Here is a 19,209-nt window from a genome sequence, read left to right on the forward strand (position 1 = left end):
CGATCTTATATAATTAATGATTTAAATTTCGATAATAAATAAAAGAGTGGATAAAATTTTAATTAAATTGGTTCTACCTTTATAGAGCGACGCTAGAGTATCTATCTGATAAAACATAAATAGTTTTAGAATACAAAAGATCTTGAGGTAAGCCTAACAATAGTGTGTTTTATTTTTACGAAAACTTTTTATAAAAATGTCACCTATAAAAGCATTTTAGAAAAAGAATTCTTAGATAGTGCATTCATGGCATAAATGTGTCAATATATAATATTTCAGTTAATAATATTTCTTACTTTAGGTTTTTAAGCTGAGATAAAAATATATTATAGGTATAATATATCGTTAAGGTACATTATATGTAATATTTTTTGATAGAATAATGTTTGGTTTTTGAACATTATTATTTTTATCAGGTTTTTTAGGTATCTTGAATGTCATGAGTTTTTAATATGATATCTAAAATATGTAATATAGATTTGGATTATAACTTGATGCTATATTATAAGATAGTTAAATATTGTAGATGGATGCTTGTGTTCTCTAATTGACCTTATAGTTTATACTTAGAGTAAAGATTATGACGAATCATTTTATTTCACAAGATCACTATAAAAGATATTATCCTATGCATCGGGTACTTAGTTTTGCTAATAGAAGTAGGCATTGCACTAAGGGGCAAAAACTAGCTTTAGAGAAATTATGGCCACAAATAGGAATTGAGTATCAGTTAAAACCAATTAAATTTTACGATATATTTGGCTGTGATGCACCAGTAGTATTGGAGATTGGTTTTGGCATGGGCTCATCTTTGGTAGATATGGCTAGAAATAACTCCGAAAAAAATTTTTTTGGTATTGAGGTTTATAAACCAGGTGTGGGAGCGTGCTTAATAAGAGCTCGTGAGGAACGTATTACCAATCTTCGCTTAATATGTCACGATGCAGTAGCGGTTTTAGAGACTATGGTGTCCTCAAATACTCTGGATGCGGTACAGCTTTTTTTTCCAGACCCATGGCAAAAAAGACGTCATAATAAGCGGCGTATTGTGCAGATTCCTTTTGCTCAATTAGTGTTAAAAAAGTTGAAATTGGGGGGTATATTTCACATGGCAACTGACTGTAAATCCTATGCTGATCATATGTTGATGGTTATGAATAGTGTATATGGTTATAAAAATCAGTCTGATAATGGTGATTGGATGCAGCGCCCAGCATGTAGGCCATATACTAAATTTGAGAACAAGGGGAAGCAATTAGGACATCAGGTATGGGACTTAATATTTGCACGAGTAATTTAACGATTACACTATAGATTATATTATTTTTTAGTTTTTAGAGAATAAAGATGGTCTTTTAGAATTCTAGAGATGCACGGAAGATTAGAGAGATTAAGATATAATGTAGTAATTGAGTTTTCATAGTAGAGCGGTATTATCTAATCTATAAGATTACCTTAGGATATAGATGAAGCTACTAAAAGATCACGAGTTTGGTCATGTAAAATTATGTATTTTATTCTCATTAAGATATAGATTAATAAAATTTGTCGCATTGTATTTATTTTTTATTAGTGAAAATAATACATTTGTTCAGTATAATCATTCACTGGCGATAATACTTAACAGCTGTGATTTGTGATATTGCAATCAATAGTTATATTATGATTCAATAAGGATGTTTCATGCCTTTTATTACTATTTCTAACGGAAGAAAAAATCTATTTAATAAGCCTGTTAGATTAATAGATATCATCGAGGCTACGCACCCAGAGTTAGCCAAAGAATGTATTGCTGGACGTGTCAATAATAACATTACTGACATATCTGATTATGTTGCATCAGATGCAACAATAACTATTATTACGAAAAAAGATCAGGATGGTCTTAACATTATCCGTCACTCTTGTGCGCATTTATTAGGGCATGCTCTGAAACAACTTTGGCCGAGAGCTCAAATGGCTATTGGCCCAGTTATTGAAAATGGCTTTTATTACGATGTAGATGTTGATCACCGATTGACAGAGAAAGACATAAGGTGTCTTGAAGAGCGTATGCATCAGTTAGCTGAAACGAATTATGATGTAATAAAGCAAAATGTTTGTTGGCAAGATGCGTATCATATTTTTAGTCAACGTGGTGAAAGCTATAAAATGTCTATTTTAGACGAGAATATTAGTCAAGAAGCTCATTTGAATTTATATCATCACCAGGAATATGTTGATATGTGTCGTGGCCCACATGTTCCTAATATGCGCTTTTGTCATCATTTTGCGTTACAGAAAATTTCTGGTGCATACTGGAGAAGCAATAGCAACAATAAAATGTTGCAACGTATTTATGGTACTGCATGGGCTAATAGAACACAACTAACAACTTATCTTATTTTTTTAAAAGATGCAGAGAAGCGAGATCATCGTAAAATTGGCAAACAACTGAATTTATATCACATTCAAGAAGAGTCGCCAGGCATGGTGTTTTGGCATCATGACGGTTGGATGATATTTCGTGAGTTAGAAAATTTTGTACGAAGTAGGTTAAAAAAATACGATTATCAAGAAGTGAAAGGTCCTGTGGTAATGGATCGGGATTTATGGGAAAAAACGGGTCATTGGGATAATTATAGAGACTTAATGTTTACTACGTCTTCTGAGAATCGTGAATATTGCATTAAACCAATGAATTGCCCTGGGCATGTTCAGATCTTTAAGCAGGGTTTAAAATCTTATCGAGATCTTCCTTTACGTATGGCCGAATTTGGCAGTTGTCATCGTAATGAACCATCTGGTTCTTTACATGGATTAATGCGAGTCCGTGGTTTTACGCAGGATGATGCTCATATTTTTTGCATGGAGGAACAGGTTCGTAGTGAGGTTAGTGATTGCATTGAGATGTTATATGATATGTATAGTATTTTTGGTTTTAAAAAAATTTCAGTCAAGCTATCAACACGACCAGAAAAATTAATTGGTAGCTGCTCTTTATGGGATCAGTCAGAGTGTGATTTAGTATCTGTATTAAAAGAGAAAAAAATTGCATTTGAGTATCAACCAGGAGAAGGTGCTTTTTATGGCCCTAAAATTGAATTTACATTACATGATTCTCTAGACAGGTCATGGCAGTGTGGTACTATTCAATTAGATTTTGCATTACCAGCACGTCTTAATGCATCATATGTAGGAAGGAATAATGAACGCCGGGCCCCAGTCATGATTCATCGTGCAATATTAGGGTCTATAGAGAGATTTATAGGCATATTAACTGAAGAATATTCTGGGTTTTTTCCTGTATGGCTAGCGCCATTACAAGTTGTAATTATGAGTATTACTCAAAATCAATCTCAATATGTCACAGAACTAACATGCAGATTGCAAGATATTGATATTCGAGTAAAATCAGACTTAAGAAATGAGAAAATTGGTTTAAAAATTCGTGAACACACCTTGCGTCGTGTCCCTTATCTTTTAATTTGTGGTGATCAAGAGGTAGAAGAAGGAACGATATCTGTTCGTACTCGACGTGGAAAAAACTTAGGTCGTATAGATTTTAATAGTTGGGTGTTACAACTAAAAGATGATATTTGCAGACAAAATAATCTGCATTAAAATTGGAGGAGCATAGTATTAAAGGTGGAAAACGCGTTCAACCAGTGCGCCCGAATCGTATTAACTGGGATATTCGTGCTACTTCAGTCCGGCTAACAGGCATTGATGGTGAGCAGATTGGTATCATTAGTTTAAGTGAAGCTTTAGAAAAAGCGCAATTAGCTGGTGTAGATCTTGTTGAAATTAGTCCAAATGCTGAGCCTCCAGTCTGTCGTATTATGAACTATGGAAAGTTTCTTTATGAAAAGAACAAATCGTATAAGGAACAGAAAAAAAAACAAAAAGCTATTCAAATCAAGGAAATTAAATTCCGTCCTGGTACTGATGATGGAGATTATCAAGTTAAATTACGTAGTTTAATTCGCTTTTTAGAAGATGGAAATAAAACTAAAATTACCCTTTGTTTTCGTGGTCGTGAAATGGCGCATCAGCAACTTGGAATGGCAATTATTCATCGTGTTCGAAAAGATTTGTGTGAAGATATCAGTATAGCCACTGTTGAATCTTTTCCTGTAAAGATTGAGGGTAGACAAATGATTATGGTACTTTCTCCCAAAAAAAAATAATAGCAAGATAAGAGTTTACATGAAGTAACTTATGTATATTTTTCTTAGTGCTCTATTTAATTATTTGGGAGAATTAAATGAAAATGGAAATTGCAGATGCCTAAGATAAAAACGATACGTAGCGCAGCTAAGCGCTTTAAAAAGACTGCCTCTGGTAGATTTAAACATAAACATGCTAACTTGCGTCATATTTTGACTAAAAAATCAACTAAGCGTAAGCGTCACTTACGCCCCATAACAATGGTTTCGAGAAATGATCTTAACTTAATTATTGCTTGCTTGCCGTATGCTTAAATTTTTCAATAACTTTTAGATTATTTTTCTTAATTATTTTATGTGCAGGAGAGCGGAATAAAAATAAATAGATATTTCACAGGAGAGCTAAATGGCTCGTGTAAAACGTGGTGTAATTTCTCGTGCGCGTCACAAGAAAATCTTACATCAAGCTAAAGGCTATTATGGTGCGCGTTCACGGGTTTATCGTGTTGCATGCCAAGCTGTTATTAAATCTGGGCAATATGCTTACCGTGATCGTCGTCAACGTAAGCGTCAGTTTCGTCGATTATGGATTGCACGTATTAATGCTGCAGCTCGTATCAATGGTATATCGTATAGTTTTTTTATTCAGGGCTTAAAAAAGGCTTCAGTTTCTATTGATCGGAAGATGTTAGCTGATATAGCTGTATTTGACAGAATAGTATTCTCGCAATTAGTAGAAAAAGCAAAAGAATCCATAGCGTTATCTTAAGAGTAGGGTGAAAAAATATATTATAAAGCGTTCACAGTCTTATTTGAAGAAACTTAATCATTAAAAGATAATGTGTAATATGATCAAAGTTGTTTTAAAAGGCAAGTAGTATTTGAGCGCGCACGACCTATATATATTTTGTTTAAAATATATATGAGGCGATACACATATAAAGTTTTATCCGATATTTTTAATTATATTTTCAAGAGACTTTGATATGAAATGCATAATTTTTAATATATCAAAGTCCAGAAATATTTTTATATCTAATATATTTTATATTACAGCTGGGCAGTGCTTGTTTTGATGGTATCACATAGAGTAAATAGATTCACAGGCTATACTCGAATAATCGCGTAAGGCGATCTCTCTTAAATATACAGAATATGCAATTATAATAGGCTCTTAATGTCATTATGATTTTATGCAGAACTATTATTGACTATAACTCTTCTTTCTTATTTTTTTTATTCCTTTATTAATACTTAATTATTAATTTTTACTATACATGAAAGATTTCTAATACACTATGTATAACACAAGGAGGATTTAAATGTTTTTCTTTAATTTACAGGTATTGTGTAACTTATTTGAATTGATAGAGTAGCTTTATATACTTATCTTTATTTTGTGTTTATATTGCTTTTATATTGAGTAGTATGCAGGAGGTATAGAAAATTTTTTTGATCTATATTCGCATCATTCTTTAAAACAGTCTAGACTATATATATACATTAAGCCTTGATATATAAAAATTTTCTCAAAATTGGTTTGTGGTATTTTATTTTGAACTAAATAGCCTACTTTTTTTATTTTTTTGGAAAAATGAAATATTTCGATAAAAGATAAGAAAATAACAATTATTATTGTAAGCTAGGATAGCTTAAATAACAATGATATATTATTGGTGTTCTGCTATAAGTGTAATTAATATATTATTACTTATTAGAATATTGTGGTGTTTTTATATTTCAGGATGTTATCTAGAAAACTTTATAATTAGATTAGTTCGAACTATACATAATCAGGTATCCTATGTGAGTCATTGTTATTGTTATTCTTTTCTTAATTATCCAGATATATCTGCATAATATCAGAGGTATATTAGTGATTTTTTACCATAATAAATGCATAAAAATAACATATTTGATCAGTGATACTTTAAAAGTAGAAAATTAATTTTTTAGTGTAGAATATCTATGATAACAAATTTAGAGAGGTGGCATGACATATATTTCAGATCTAGTGACAAAGGCAAAAATGGAAATAAGCAATGCTCAAGATTTTTCTTCTTTAGATAATGTACGAGTTCAATATTTAGGTAGGCATGGATATCTTACGCTTAAAGCAGCAACTTTGCGTGAACTTCTCATGGAAGAGCGTTTATCATTAGGTCTCGAAATAAATAATGCCAAACAGTGTATACAGCATGCATTGAGTATCCGAAAAAAAACTTTAGAATCTCAAATGCTTAATGCGCGTCTAACAAAAGAAATTATTGATATTTCATTACCTGGTCGCAGAAGAGAGCAGGGCGGTTTGCATCCTATTATGCGTACTATAGATCTTGTGGAAGATTTTTTTTGTGATATGGGGTTTTCAGTGGTTACAGGGCCAGAAATTGAAGATGATTATCATAATTTCGATGCATTGAATATACCCAAGTATCATCCGGCACGAAATGATCATGATACTTTTTGGTTTGATGCGACACGATTATTGCGTACTCAGACCTCTGTAGTGCAAGTTCGGGCTATGAAAAATCAACAACCACCAGTGCGTATCATCGCATCGGGTCGCGTATATCGTAATGATCATGATCAAACTCACTCTCCCATGTTTCATCAGATGGAAGGTTTTCTTATTGATTGTGATATTAGTTTTGCTAATCTCAAAGGAATGTTATTAGATTTTCTAAAAAGTTTTTTTCAATATGATATACAAATACGTTTTCGTCCATCTTATTTTCCTTTTACAGAACCATCTGCTGAAATTGACGTGATGACTAAAAATGGAGAATGGCTAGAAGTTTTAGGATGCGGAATGATCCATCCTCATGTGATGATCACGATGGGTGTGGACCCTCTCATTTACTCTGGATTTGCTTTTGGTATAGGAATCGAGCGTTTAGCTATGTTGTGTTACAATATCAATGATATTCGTGTTTTTTTTGAAAATGACCTGCGTTTTCTTAAACAATTTAAATAAAGTGAGAACAAGGAATGAAAATTAGCGAGCTCTGGTTGAGAGAGTGGGTAAATCCTACCATAAATAGCCTAGAACTTTGCAATAAAATGGCTATGGCTGGCTTAGAGGTAAATAATATAGAGCCAGTTGCTCCTAATTTTCATAATGTTCTAATCGGTGAGGTGGTTGCATGCATACAGCATCCACGCTCTAACGAATTATATATAATAACAGTAAATATAGGTACTGGGAGTTTATTAAGAATTATTTGTAGTTCAGGTAACTGTTGTCAAGGATTAAAGGTCGTAGTTGCACCCGCAGGTGCAATTTTACCTGGTAATAATATTATTAAAAAAACTACATTAAAAGGAGAGATATCAGAAGGTATATTATGCTCCTTTGCTAATTTAGGTATACCTATCAAAAAAGAGGGTATTATAGAGTTACCTATAAATGCCTCTATTGGAACAGATTTACGTCAGTATTTTCAATTAGAAGATAATATTATTGATATTGGCATTCCACCGAATCGTGCAGATTGTTTGAGTATCATTGGGATCGCACGTGATATTTCTGTTGCCAGCAGAGCTCCATTACATAAATTAAAGGTTACGCCAACATTTTCTGCTCTTGCGGATATGATTTCAATTCAGGTTGATACACCTGAGGATTGTCCGCGCTATCTTTCCAGGATAATAAAAAAAGTGAATATCCAGGCTAACACGCCTCTATGGATGCAGGAAAAGCTACGTCGCTGTGGTATGAATTCTTTAAATCCAGTTCTTGATATTACTAATTATGTACTATTAGAACTTGGTCAACCAATAAATGTTTTTGATCTGCAAGCAGTTTATGGTGGTCTCAGTGTTCGTTATGCCAAAGCAGGGGAGTGTTTAGTCTCTCTTGAAAAGAGCAAGGTTAGGTTAGATAGCAATACTTTGGTTATAGCAGATGAAGAGAAGATACTAGCTATGGCAGGTATTACTATTAGTAAAGATGCTAGTGTTACAACAAAAACAAAGAGTATTATGCTTGAATCTGCGTTTTTTAGACCATCATCTATCGTTGGGCGCGCACGTCGTTATGGATTACATAGTGATGCTTCCTGTCGTTTTGAGCGAGGTGTGGATTTTCATCTGCAATATCAAGCTATTGAACGCGCAACAAGTTTACTACTAACGATCTGTGGTGGCTCTGCTGGTCCAGTAATTAATATTACTAATTATGTTGCATTACCGTCATCTAAAATTATTACGTTATATCGTAAAAATTTAGATCGCTTAATTGGTTATTGTATATCTCATGAAATAGTTACTGATATTTTAGAGCGTTTAGGATTTACAATATTAACTAAAAAAGATCCTAGTCAGTGGAAAGTTATTGTGCCAAGTTGGCGTTTTGATATTAGTATCGAGGTTGATTTAGTAAGAGAAGTTATACGCATCTATGGTTATAATCAAATCCCTAATATACCAGTTCAAGCAAATTTAATGATTGATAAGTGTTACAAAAAAGATTTTCCGTTACAACGAGTGAAGGCGTTACTTATTGATAAGGGTTATCAAGAAGCGATTACTTATAGTTTTGTTGATCCAAAGATTCAGTCTATACTTTATCCACAACAAGAAGGTTTAAGATTGCTCCGGCCAGTATCACGAGACATGTCAGTAATGCGATTATCATTATTGAGTGGTTTATTGGGAGCAGTATTGTATAATCAGAATCGTCAACAGTTACGTATTAGGCTTTTTGAAAGTGGTCTTTGTTTTGTTCCGGATATAAGAGCACCATATGGTATTCGTCAAGAGTTAATGTTGTCAGCTGTTATTAGTGGTGATCGATATAGTGCACACTGGGATTTAGCGCGATCTGAGGTTGATTTTTATGATTTAAAGGGAGATTTAGAGTCTATTTTTGATATGCTGTATAAGCTACATCAGGTAAAATTTATCAGAGAATCTTATTCTGCATTTCATCCTGGTCAATGTGCAGCGATGTATATTAATACAGATTATATTGGATGCATCGGAGCTTTGCATCCAGAAATAGAGCGCCATCTGGGTATTAAAGGTCGAACAATAGGCTTTGAGTTGATATGGAATAAAGTTTCAGATTATATTGTACCGTACGTTTTGCCTGTATCTCGTTTTCCAGCTAATCGTCGAGATATTTCTATAATTGTAGAAGAATATATACTAGCAGGAGATGTGTTGGAAGAATGTAAAAAAGTTAGAGATAAATATATAACAGGTGTCTATTTATGTGATATATATCGTGGCAACAAGGTTGCTTCAGGTTTTAAAAGTTTTACAATTAGTATTACTGTGCAGGCACGCACACGAACTCTTGAAGATTATGAGATTTCTAATACTATTAAAAAATGTATAGCAGCTTTAAAAAATCGATTTGGTGCAAAATTAAGAGTATAATATTATAGTTAATCAAAAAATTATAATCTAGTGTTATTGGTTTTTATTGATGTAAGTGGCAATAAAAAAAGATGATAGCATGTGATTTTTTTTAAAAAATTCTACAATGGTGTATTACGTGAAAGATAGGTTAATTGGGTTATCTTAAGAATTTTTATATTATTTATTAATATTAGCAGGGTAGAAATATAAAGTTATATAAAGATAAAGGTTATATAAAAATCTATACAGATAACTAATATCGTATAAAAGAGCATAATGAAATAACTTATTACTTATTGTATAATTTTTATTATATGTTTGGTGATCTAAATAGTGTTTTATTATCTTTTAAAGATAAAAGAGTATTTTTTTAGTAAACGCTTCTCAAGCGTTTTAATGTGTAGGTTATATCTAATGATATTTATAATAGCGATGTTATAGTTTAGAATATAGCAAATAAAAAATAACTTAGAGATGATGTGGTATCTATCACAGTTAGAATTTATTAAGAACATAAAATATATTAATATTATTAATTATTAGCGCATTTTACTTGCATAGATAATAGTAAATGCTACATTTTTTATAAATAAAAATAATATTGTTATAGAATCAGTGAAGATTTTTATGAACATATTTTATAAAGGGTTATGACTCTTGATGTATTCTAATGCTGCATCAATACGTGATACACAGCGTTTTTGACCAATAGTATAAAGAGTAATATCTAATGTAGGAGACTTTGATGATCCAGTGATTGCAATACGCACTGGCATTCCTACAGTACGTATACCACCAATTAGTTTATTAGACGCTCTATGAATAGCATTTGTTACTTCTATTTGAGTCCAATGGATTATTGAAGCTAATTCGATCCGCATAACTTCTAGTGATTGTTGAGAGGTGCTTGCTTGATTATGAAAATATTTCTGAGCTGCACTTGTATTATATTCTTTTAATTCTTCATAAAAATAGCGACAAGTAGATGCCATTTCTTGTAGGGTATTACAACGATTACCCAATAATGTCACTATATCTTCTAGTTTCGGGCCGTGTTCGGTATTAATATTTTCAGATTGCATCTGCCATTGAAGATGAGTTGTGATGTATTTTCTAGGGAGATGATTAATGTAGTGCTGATTGAGCCACTGTAATTTTGTAATATTCATAGTACTAGGAGATTTGCTTAATCCTTCCAATGTAAATAACTCTTTCATTTCCTTTAGGTTTAATATTTCACGGTTACCGAAAGACCATCCAAGGCGGACTAAATAATTCAGTAATGCTTCAGGTAAATAGCCTTCATTACGATATTGTGTTATTTTTAAAGCTCCTTTTCTTTTAGATAATTTTTTACCATTAGCATCTAATATCATAGATACATGTGCATAAACAGGAATAGTAGCCCCAATGGCTTTAAAGATGTTTATTTGACGTGGTGTGTTATTTATATGATCTACCCCACGAATAACATGGGTGATATTCATATCTACATCATCAATTACTACACAAAAATTATAAGTTGGAGAGCCATCACTGCGACGAATAATAAGATCATCTAGCTCTTGATTTTTGAATTCGATACGACCATGAATTCTATCATCAAAGATTACGGAACCTTCTTTGGGGTTTTTAAAACGTACTACATATTTTTTATGATCTATAGGTTTTTTATTATCAGCGCGACAGTAACCGTCGTATTGTGGTTTTTTCCCAATAGCCATTTGATTTTCACGTAGTGCATCTAGTCGTTCTTTTGAGCAATAGCATTTATAGGCAGTATTGTCTTTTAACATTTGATCAATAATTGTATTATAACGATTTAAGCGTTTTGTCTGATAATATGGCCCCTCATCCCAATCAAGATTAAGCCAGCGCAAATCTTCCATGATAGCAGTACTGCTATTTTTATTAGATCGCTGTACATCAGTATCTTCTATACGTAATACAAATTTACCATTATGGTAACGAGCAAACAACCATGAGTATAGAGCAGTACGAGCACCACCAAGGTGTAGGTCTCCTGTAGGGCTAGGAGAAAATCGAGTTTTAATTTTCACGTAATCAGTACCTACTATGATTAAAATATATTTTAAATGAAATAGAATCTGTAAAGAGATGCTACCATATCTTTGTATAGGTGCTCATATAATTTTAGTTTAATATAGTTAATTTTATTTTAAATTTTGATATTTAAGGTTGATTGTCTATATTTATTGGGATTAAAATTTTTCTGCATAATGTATTATATACTAATAAATCTTATTATTTATTAGTATGATGCTGATTATTCGTCTATACCTAATGTGATATACTACACTATCTTTTCATAAGGAATTAACATAGAAAGGAAAGTTTGTCCATGAATGACTTTGCCCGTGAAATTAGATTAGTTAATATCGCAGAAGAATTAAAAAACTCTTATTTAGATTATGCTATGTCAGTTATTATTGGTCGTGCCTTACCAGATGTACGTGATGGTTTAAAACCAGTGCACCGTCGTGTTTTATACGCTATGCATATTCTTGGCAATGATTGGAATAAGGCTTATAAAAAATCTGCACGTATTGTTGGTGATGTGATTGGTAAATATCATCCACATGGTGATACTGCTGTATATGATGCAATTGTCCGTATGGCTCAATCTTTTTCGTTACGATATATTTTGATTGATGGTCAAGGTAATTTTGGTTCTATTGATGGGGATCCAGCCGCAGCGATGCGCTATACAGAAGTGCGTATGTCTAAAATAGCGCATGAAATCTTAGCAGATCTTGAAAAAGAAACTGTAAATTTTATGCCAAATTATGACAGTACAGAAGAAATACCAGAAGTAATGCCAACTCGCATTCCGAACTTATTAGTCAATGGTTCTTCAGGAATTGCAGTTGGTATGGCGACAAATATTCCACCGCATAATCTAACTGAGGTAATTAATGGTTGTCTTGCATATCTCGACTCTGAGAATATTACTGTTGAAACTTTAATGAAGTATATTCCTGGCCCAGATTTTCCCACTTCTGCTATTATTTATGGACAGAAGGGGATCCATGAAGCTTATCATACAGGACGTGGAAAGATTCATATACGGGCTCGTACTAGAATTGAAAATAATACTAAAAGTAAGCGGGAAACTATTATTATATATGAACTCCCATATCAAGTAAATAAGGCACATCTTATTGAAAGAATTGCTGAATTAGTTAAAGAAAAACGCCTAGAAGGGGTAAGTGCTTTACGTGATGAATCCGACCAAGAAGGTATGCGTATTGTAATAGAGGTAAAACGTGATGCATTGAGTGAGGTAGTGTTAAATAATTTATATTCGCTAACGCAGATGCAAACCTCTTTCTGTATTAATATGGTTGCGTTACACCAAGGTCAACCAAAGCTTATGTCACTAAAGGATATCGTAGGAGCCTTTGTATCTCATCGTCGAGAGGTCATCACGCGTCGTACTGTTTTTGAGTTACGAAAAGCACGTCATCGTGCTCACATTCTTGAAGCTTTAGCGCTAGCCTTAGGGAATATTGAGTCTATGATTCAGTTGATTCGTAGCTCCATTACACCAGAAGAAGCAAAAGACAAGCTTATGGCTAACACTTGGAATATTGGACATGTTTCTCAAATGTTAGAATCTGTAGATACTACTACAAATTGTTCAGAATGGCGAGAAAAGAAGAAATATCTTTCTTCTGGAAGATATGCATTAAGTGCTGATCAAGTTCAGGCGATTTTAGACTTACGACTTCAAAAAATAACCAGTTTAGAGCATAAAAAATTATTTGAGGAGTACATTAGTTTATCAGATCAGATTAATAAATTAATGTGTATTCTGAAGAATCCAAGAAGATTGATAACAGTCATTCGCGAGGAGCTAGAATTCATTCGAGATAAATTTGGAGATCAACGTCGTACTGAAATTGCTATATATAGTGCTAGTATAAATCTTGAAGATCTCATCCATCAGGAAGATGTAGTGGTAACTTTATCATATCAGGGGTACATTAAGTATCAGCCACTAGCTTCTTATGAAGCTCAGCGCCGAGGTGGCAAAGGAAAGTCAGCGGTTTGCATCAAAGAGGAAGATTTTATTGATCGTCTTTTAGTGGCCAATACACATGATACTATCTTGTGTTTTTCTAGTCGGGGGCGCTTGTATTGGATAAGAGTTTATCAATTGCCAGAAGCTAGTCGTGGTGCGCGCGGTCGCCCAATTGTTAACTTATTACCTTTGGCAGTAAATGAACGTATTACTGCTCTTTTACCTATACATACGTATACTCAAGAATGGAATATATTTATGGCAACTGCGAGTGGAACTGTAAAAAAATCAGCATTGACTGAATTTAGCCGGCCTCGTAGTGCAGGTATTTTTGCTGTAAATCTTCGTGATGATGATGAACTTATTGGTGTGTCGCTTACCAATGGTCATGATGAGGTTATGTTATTCTCCTCTGGAGGAAAGGTAGTTCGTTTTTCTGAAACTGAAGTTCGTACTATGGGGAGAGCTGCTTCTGGGGTGAGAGGTATTAAGCTAATTGATGAAGATAGGGTAGTATCCTTAATTATTCCGCGAGATAATGGTGCAATTATGACTGTCACTCAACATGGTTATGGGAAACGCACAAGAAATATTCAATACCCTATTAAGTCACGCGCCACACAAGGGGTTATATCTATTAAGGTGTCTAAAAGAAATGGGTTAGTGATTGGTGCCGTGCAAGTAATGGATGGAGATCAGATAATGATGATTACTGATGCAGGTACCCTAGTGCGTACACGAGTATCCGAGGTGAGCTTGATTGGTCGAAATACTCAAGGTGTAATTTTAATTCGTACCGCTGTAGATGAAAACGTAGTAGCTTTGCAACGGGTGGCTGAAACAGTTATAACAGAATCATTATCTATCCTTGAGGATAGATCTTTATCAGGTGCTAATTCTGTATTACCTATAATATAAATTCATACAAAAGATTACACTCATGATAGAGATTAAAAAGAAATTGGAGATTGTATTATGTGTTAAGTAATATTTTATTCAAAGTGTATAATTGTAGTAGAACTATGCTATATTTTATATTTTGAATTTAAAAATCTTTTTATAATGTTTTGATTGTTAGTTTTTGAAAAAAAATAATAATGATATTGTAATTAGTCTAATAAAAAAATAGAGATATTGATATATGATAAAATTACTCTTATTTAGTATATGGATTACTTTAAAAATATCAGAGATTTCGCATATATAGATTTTTAAATCTTCTTTGCAGTTTGTTTAAATTCATAAATTACATTCTTTTTAAGAACTTATTATATATTAGACACTACTAAATACACTAAATAGTGTATCACAGACTAGAGGTGTATTAATTTACGAATCATGTAGTTTATAAATGATTTTGTAGATTAGAAAAAGAGAATATTGTGAATAATGACATTGTATAAGCTATACATTATATAAGCTATAGAGTATATATGAAAAATATTAGCATTATAATAGTATTTGATTTTTTTATGTTAAAATATATTGATAGATTGATTGAAAAAGATAGCAATAAATTTTAGATACTATATTGTATATTGTATATTGTATATTGTATATTGCTATGTGTATTTCTATTATAGATAATAGGATTTATTTTTGAGTAGATTTAATCTTGTATTTGCGTGGTGCGTGAAAACTGGATGAAAATAGGAGTATCGGCCGAAAGAGAATACGTAACTTTTAACTTGCTTTAGTATGCTATACTAAATATAAAACTTATATTACAACTCTATGATATATATGAGTTTTTTTAGACTATTAATTAATATGGGCACTGTGTGCCAAGCATTTTTGAGTATTCTGTTAATATTCTATAATGTATAGGTTTTTATTTAGGATTTTATTCCCATTCGATTGTTGCAGGTGGTTTACTAGAGATATCATAAACAACGCGGGAGATGCTGTGAATTTCATTTATAATACGATTAGAGACGACACTAAGAAACTCATATGTTAGATTTGCCCACTGAGCGGTCATAAAATCAGTTGTTTCAACAGCTCTAATAGCTATTACCCAATCGTATTTTCGATTATCACCTATAACACTAACAGAGCGAATTGGAAGAAACACAGTAAATGCTTGGCTTACTTTATGATACAAATCAGCCTTATGTAGCTCCTCAATTAATATGGCGTCAGCAGATCTTAAAAGGTTACAGTATTCTTTTTTTACTTCACCTAATATGCGGATACTCAAACCAGGACCTGGAAATGGGTGTCGATATAAGATTGATCTCGATAATCCTAATTTTAGTCCGATTTTTCGTACTTCGTCCTTAAATAGTGTTTTTAAAGGCTCGAGTAATTTTAGTCTCATGTTTTTTGGTAATCCTCCAACGTTATGATGTGACTTGATGACGTGTGCTGGAGAAGCTGAAGTTATACCAGATTCAATGACATCAGAATAGATAGTTCCTTGTGCTAGCCATTGCACATTGCCAAGTTTAACGGCTTCTTCTTCAAATATCTCAACAAATATACGACCAATAATTTTACGTTTGTCTTCTGGTTCCTGAATGCCAACTAAAGCATCTAGAAATCGTTTTTCTGCTTCTATATGAATAATATCTAAGCCAAAGAAATTAGAAAACATAGTTATTATTTGATTAGCTTCACCTAAGCGAAGAAGTCCATTATCAATAAAGACGCATATTAAACGATGACCAATAGCACGGTGTAACAATAATGCCGTTACTAAAGAGTCTACGCCTCCAGAAAGTCCCAGCATAACTCTTTCATTTGCTATTTGATTTTTTATGTGTTGAATAATATCATCGATAATGTTTTCCTCAGTCCATAATGCTTTGCATTGACAAATAACTTGCACAAATTGTTTTATTAAACTTAGTCCTTGTGGTGTATGTGTTACTTCTGGATGGAATTGTACACCGTAGAAATGTTTTTTTTCATTTGTCATAATTACAACTGGACACGTTTCAGTTTTAGCTATAGCAATAAAATTAGATGGGATCTGACTAACATGATCGGAGTGACTCATCCAGACATCCATCACTATTTTTTCATCTATTTTTGTCTCATGTATAATTGGAGGTAGTAATTGGCTATTCCCTGTTACTATTATCTGTGCATAACCGAACTCGCGTTGGCTAGAGCTTTGCACTACACCACCTAATTGAACAGCCATTACTTGCATACCGTAGCATATACCAAGAATGGGGACTCCAGCATGAAATATATAATTTACTGCACGTGGGCTATCATGACTAATGCTGCTTTCTGGTCCTCCTGAGAGGATTATACCATTCGGATTAAATGCTCTAATTTCGTTCTCTGATGCATGCCATGCTAATAATTTACAATATACCCCAATACTCCTTATGCGTTTAGCGAGCAGTTGGGTATATTGTGAACCAAAATCAAGTATAAGAATACGACTGCTGTAAATATTTTGTAGTAGCATGAAGAGAATTCCAGAGAAAATAATATTGTCAATTATAAGTCACATAATACATTATTGTCATTAAAGTTCAGAGGATAGTTACATTATAGTAATAGATCATTATTTACTTGTATTAGGAAACATTCTAGATACGAGACTAAGAATCTATGTAGTAATTTGGAGGTTCTTTTGTCATAGAGATATTATGTGCATGACTTTCTGAGATACCTGCTTTACTAATGCGGACAAAAACAGCTTTAGTACGTAATTGTTCGATAGTAGCACAACCAGTAAGACCCATACAAGATCTCAAGCCTCCCATTTGCTGATAGATGATTTCCTTAAGTCGACCTCTGTATGCCACGCGCCCCTCTATGCCTTCCGGTACTAACTTGTTTCCTGTATTATTCATTTGAAAATAACGATCAGCAGACCCTTGAGTCATGGCTCCGAGTGAACCCATTCCACGGTAAGATTTAAATGAACGCCCCTGGTATAATTCAATCTCACCTGGTGACTCCTCGCTACCTGCTAGCATGGACCCTAGCATAACTACTGCTGCCCCAGCAGCAATAGCTTTAGCAATATCCCCAGAGAAGCGAATACCTCCATCAGCAATAATTGGAATACCAGAACCTTCCAGGGCAGTTGCAGCATCTGAAACTGCTGTGATTTGAGGTATGCCTACACCGGTGACAATACGGGTGGTACAAATTGACCCAGGACCAAGACCAACTTTAACTGCATTAACGCCTGCCTTAGCTAACGCTAGTGCACCAGAAGCAGTTACTATATTACCGCCGATAATTTGAAGATCAGGATATTTTTCACGTGTTTTTCTAATACATTGTAAAACATTTTCAGAGTGGCCGTGCGAAGAGTCAATTAATAACACATCGACACCAGCAGATACTAAAGCGTCAATTCGTTCTACGTTACCTAAGTTAGCACCTACAGCTGCCCCCACACGCAGTCGGCCATGTTGATCCTTGCAAGCATAAGGTTTGCGTTCTGCTTTTTGAAAGTCCTTAACAGTGATCATTCCTTTTAATTGAAAGTATTTATCTACTACTAATGCTTTTTCTACACGTTTTTCATGCATTTTTTGTAGTATAACCATGCGAGATTCGCCTTCTTTCACGGTGACTAGGCGTTCTTTAGGAGTCATAACTGCAGAAACAGGTAAATCAAGATCAGTAACAAATCGTACATCCCGTCCTGTAATAATACCGTCTAATTGATTTTGACTATTTACTACGGGATAACCTGCAAATCCATTACGTTTGGTTAAGGTTTGTACCATTCTTAATGATGTACTAGGTAATACGGTTTGCGGATTAACTACTATGCCGCTTTCGTATTTTTTAACTTTACGGACTTCTATCGCTTGATTTTCAATGGACATACTTTTATGAATAAACCCTAAGCCACCTTCTTGTGCTATAGCAATTGCTAGGTTAGACTCAGTTACAGTGTCCATGGCAGCAGATATCACAGGAATGTTTAAATGGATAGTTTTAGTAAGTGAAGTACGCAGGCTAGCTGTTTCTGGGAGAACGGAAGAGTGAGCTGGAACAATAAGAACATCGTCAAATGTCAGGGTTTCTTTAGCGATTCTGAGCATGGCAATATCTCAATCTAAAAGTTAATAAAACGTATATAATATTGCTATAAAATTCTTACAGGCTATCGTCTATCTGTTTCAATATTTTACATAAAACGCTAGATTTTTTGAAGAGACATTAATGATGCATGTAGTTCTGTCAAATTTTACTTGTAATATATATTCAACTATAAAGCTTAGCTATAGAGTTTAGAATAACAATATTTACTCTAATAGTATAGATGTAGAATACATAGTTTAGCATCGATATTATAGTTTTTCGGAATATTTAATTACATACGATTATTTTGAATTCATATAATGACTATTTGATCTTGAGGGTCTACTGTATGATTTTAAATTATAATTTAATAATTCTCGATATTATTAATAATAACATCATTACAAAAAATATCATACTTTATCTGTAAGTATGTCTTATTAAGCTTTTTAGTTTATTCCTATTATTACTCTTTAGTGTTGATCGCGCAGTATTAGTTGAACATTTTTTTAAAAAATATATTCAGAATATCATTATTAATAATAACATATCTTTAATGCTAATATAGATAAAATATAAACAATATATCTTACATGTGATATGTATAGTTTTTTAGATTACTTTAATTTAACTAGCAAAAAT

11 protein-coding genes are annotated in these 19,209 nt (G+C 33.1%); 8 read left to right on the forward strand and 3 right to left on the reverse strand.

The features are described 5' to 3' along the window. Window positions 1-580 precede the first annotated feature (580 nt). The 7 genes from trmB to pheT all read left to right on the forward strand — a co-directional run bounded on the left by trmB (window position 581) and on the right by pheT (window position 9,533). Entirely contained in the window at window positions 581-1,300 is a 720-nt protein-coding gene (trmB, locus tag ERCIPSPA2889_RS00585) for a tRNA (guanosine(46)-N7)-methyltransferase TrmB (protein WP_157988947.1), read from the forward strand. Window positions 1,301-1,683: 383 nt separating this feature from the next. Continuing rightward, window positions 1,684-3,603, forward strand: coding sequence for a threonine--tRNA ligase (gene thrS / locus ERCIPSPA2889_RS00590; protein WP_157988948.1), 1,920 nt, complete (start codon window positions 1,684-1,686; stop codon window positions 3,601-3,603). A 17-nt stretch (window positions 3,604-3,620) separates the two neighbouring features. Continuing rightward, window positions 3,621-4,169 carry a translation initiation factor IF-3 gene (gene infC / locus ERCIPSPA2889_RS00595; protein WP_157989407.1) on the forward strand — a complete coding sequence of 183 codons (549 nt, stop codon included), beginning with the start codon at window positions 3,621-3,623 and terminating at the stop codon, window positions 4,167-4,169. A gap of 96 nt (window positions 4,170-4,265) precedes the next feature. Further along, complete coding sequence (gene rpmI, locus ERCIPSPA2889_RS00600; protein ID WP_157988949.1) at window positions 4,266-4,463, forward strand: 50S ribosomal protein L35; 198 nt, start codon at window positions 4,266-4,268, stop codon at window positions 4,461-4,463. Window positions 4,464-4,554: 91 nt separating this feature from the next. After that, window positions 4,555-4,917 carry a 50S ribosomal protein L20 gene (rplT, locus tag ERCIPSPA2889_RS00605; protein ID WP_157988950.1) on the forward strand — a complete coding sequence of 121 codons (363 nt, stop codon included), beginning with the start codon at window positions 4,555-4,557 and terminating at the stop codon, window positions 4,915-4,917. A 1,224-nt stretch (window positions 4,918-6,141) separates the two neighbouring features. Further along, window positions 6,142-7,125, forward strand: a complete 984-nt coding sequence (gene pheS / locus ERCIPSPA2889_RS00610; protein ID WP_157988951.1) for a phenylalanine--tRNA ligase subunit alpha — start codon at window positions 6,142-6,144, stop codon at window positions 7,123-7,125. Between the two features lie 14 nt (window positions 7,126-7,139). Then, entirely contained in the window at window positions 7,140-9,533 is a 2,394-nt protein-coding gene (gene pheT / locus ERCIPSPA2889_RS00615; protein WP_157988952.1) for a phenylalanine--tRNA ligase subunit beta, read from the forward strand. Window positions 9,534-10,153: 620 nt separating this feature from the next. Here the strand turns inward: pheT and gltX are convergent. Next, complete coding sequence (gene gltX, locus ERCIPSPA2889_RS00620; RefSeq protein ID WP_157988953.1) at window positions 10,154-11,575, reverse strand: glutamate--tRNA ligase; 1,422 nt, start codon at window positions 11,573-11,575, stop codon at window positions 10,154-10,156. A gap of 302 nt (window positions 11,576-11,877) precedes the next feature. Between gltX and gyrA the strand changes: the two genes are divergently transcribed. Then, window positions 11,878-14,478: a DNA topoisomerase (ATP-hydrolyzing) subunit A gene (gene gyrA / locus ERCIPSPA2889_RS00625; RefSeq protein WP_157988954.1), complete on the forward strand. Its 2,601-nt coding sequence runs from the start codon at window positions 11,878-11,880 to the stop codon at window positions 14,476-14,478. Between the two features lie 925 nt (window positions 14,479-15,403). Here the strand turns inward: gyrA and guaA are convergent. Together guaA and guaB are read right to left on the reverse strand one after the other, a co-directional pair. Further along, window positions 15,404-16,984 carry a glutamine-hydrolyzing GMP synthase gene (guaA, locus tag ERCIPSPA2889_RS00630; RefSeq protein WP_157988955.1) on the reverse strand — a complete coding sequence of 527 codons (1,581 nt, stop codon included), beginning with the start codon at window positions 16,982-16,984 and terminating at the stop codon, window positions 15,404-15,406. A gap of 136 nt (window positions 16,985-17,120) precedes the next feature. Beyond that, complete coding sequence (gene guaB, locus ERCIPSPA2889_RS00635) at window positions 17,121-18,587, reverse strand: IMP dehydrogenase (protein WP_157988956.1); 1,467 nt, start codon at window positions 18,585-18,587, stop codon at window positions 17,121-17,123. Window positions 18,588-19,209 lie beyond the last annotated feature (622 nt).

This window comes from Candidatus Erwinia haradaeae (assembly GCF_900698985.1).
GTDB classification, from domain to species: domain Bacteria; phylum Pseudomonadota; class Gammaproteobacteria; order Enterobacterales; family Enterobacteriaceae; genus Erwinia_E; species Erwinia_E haradaeae_B.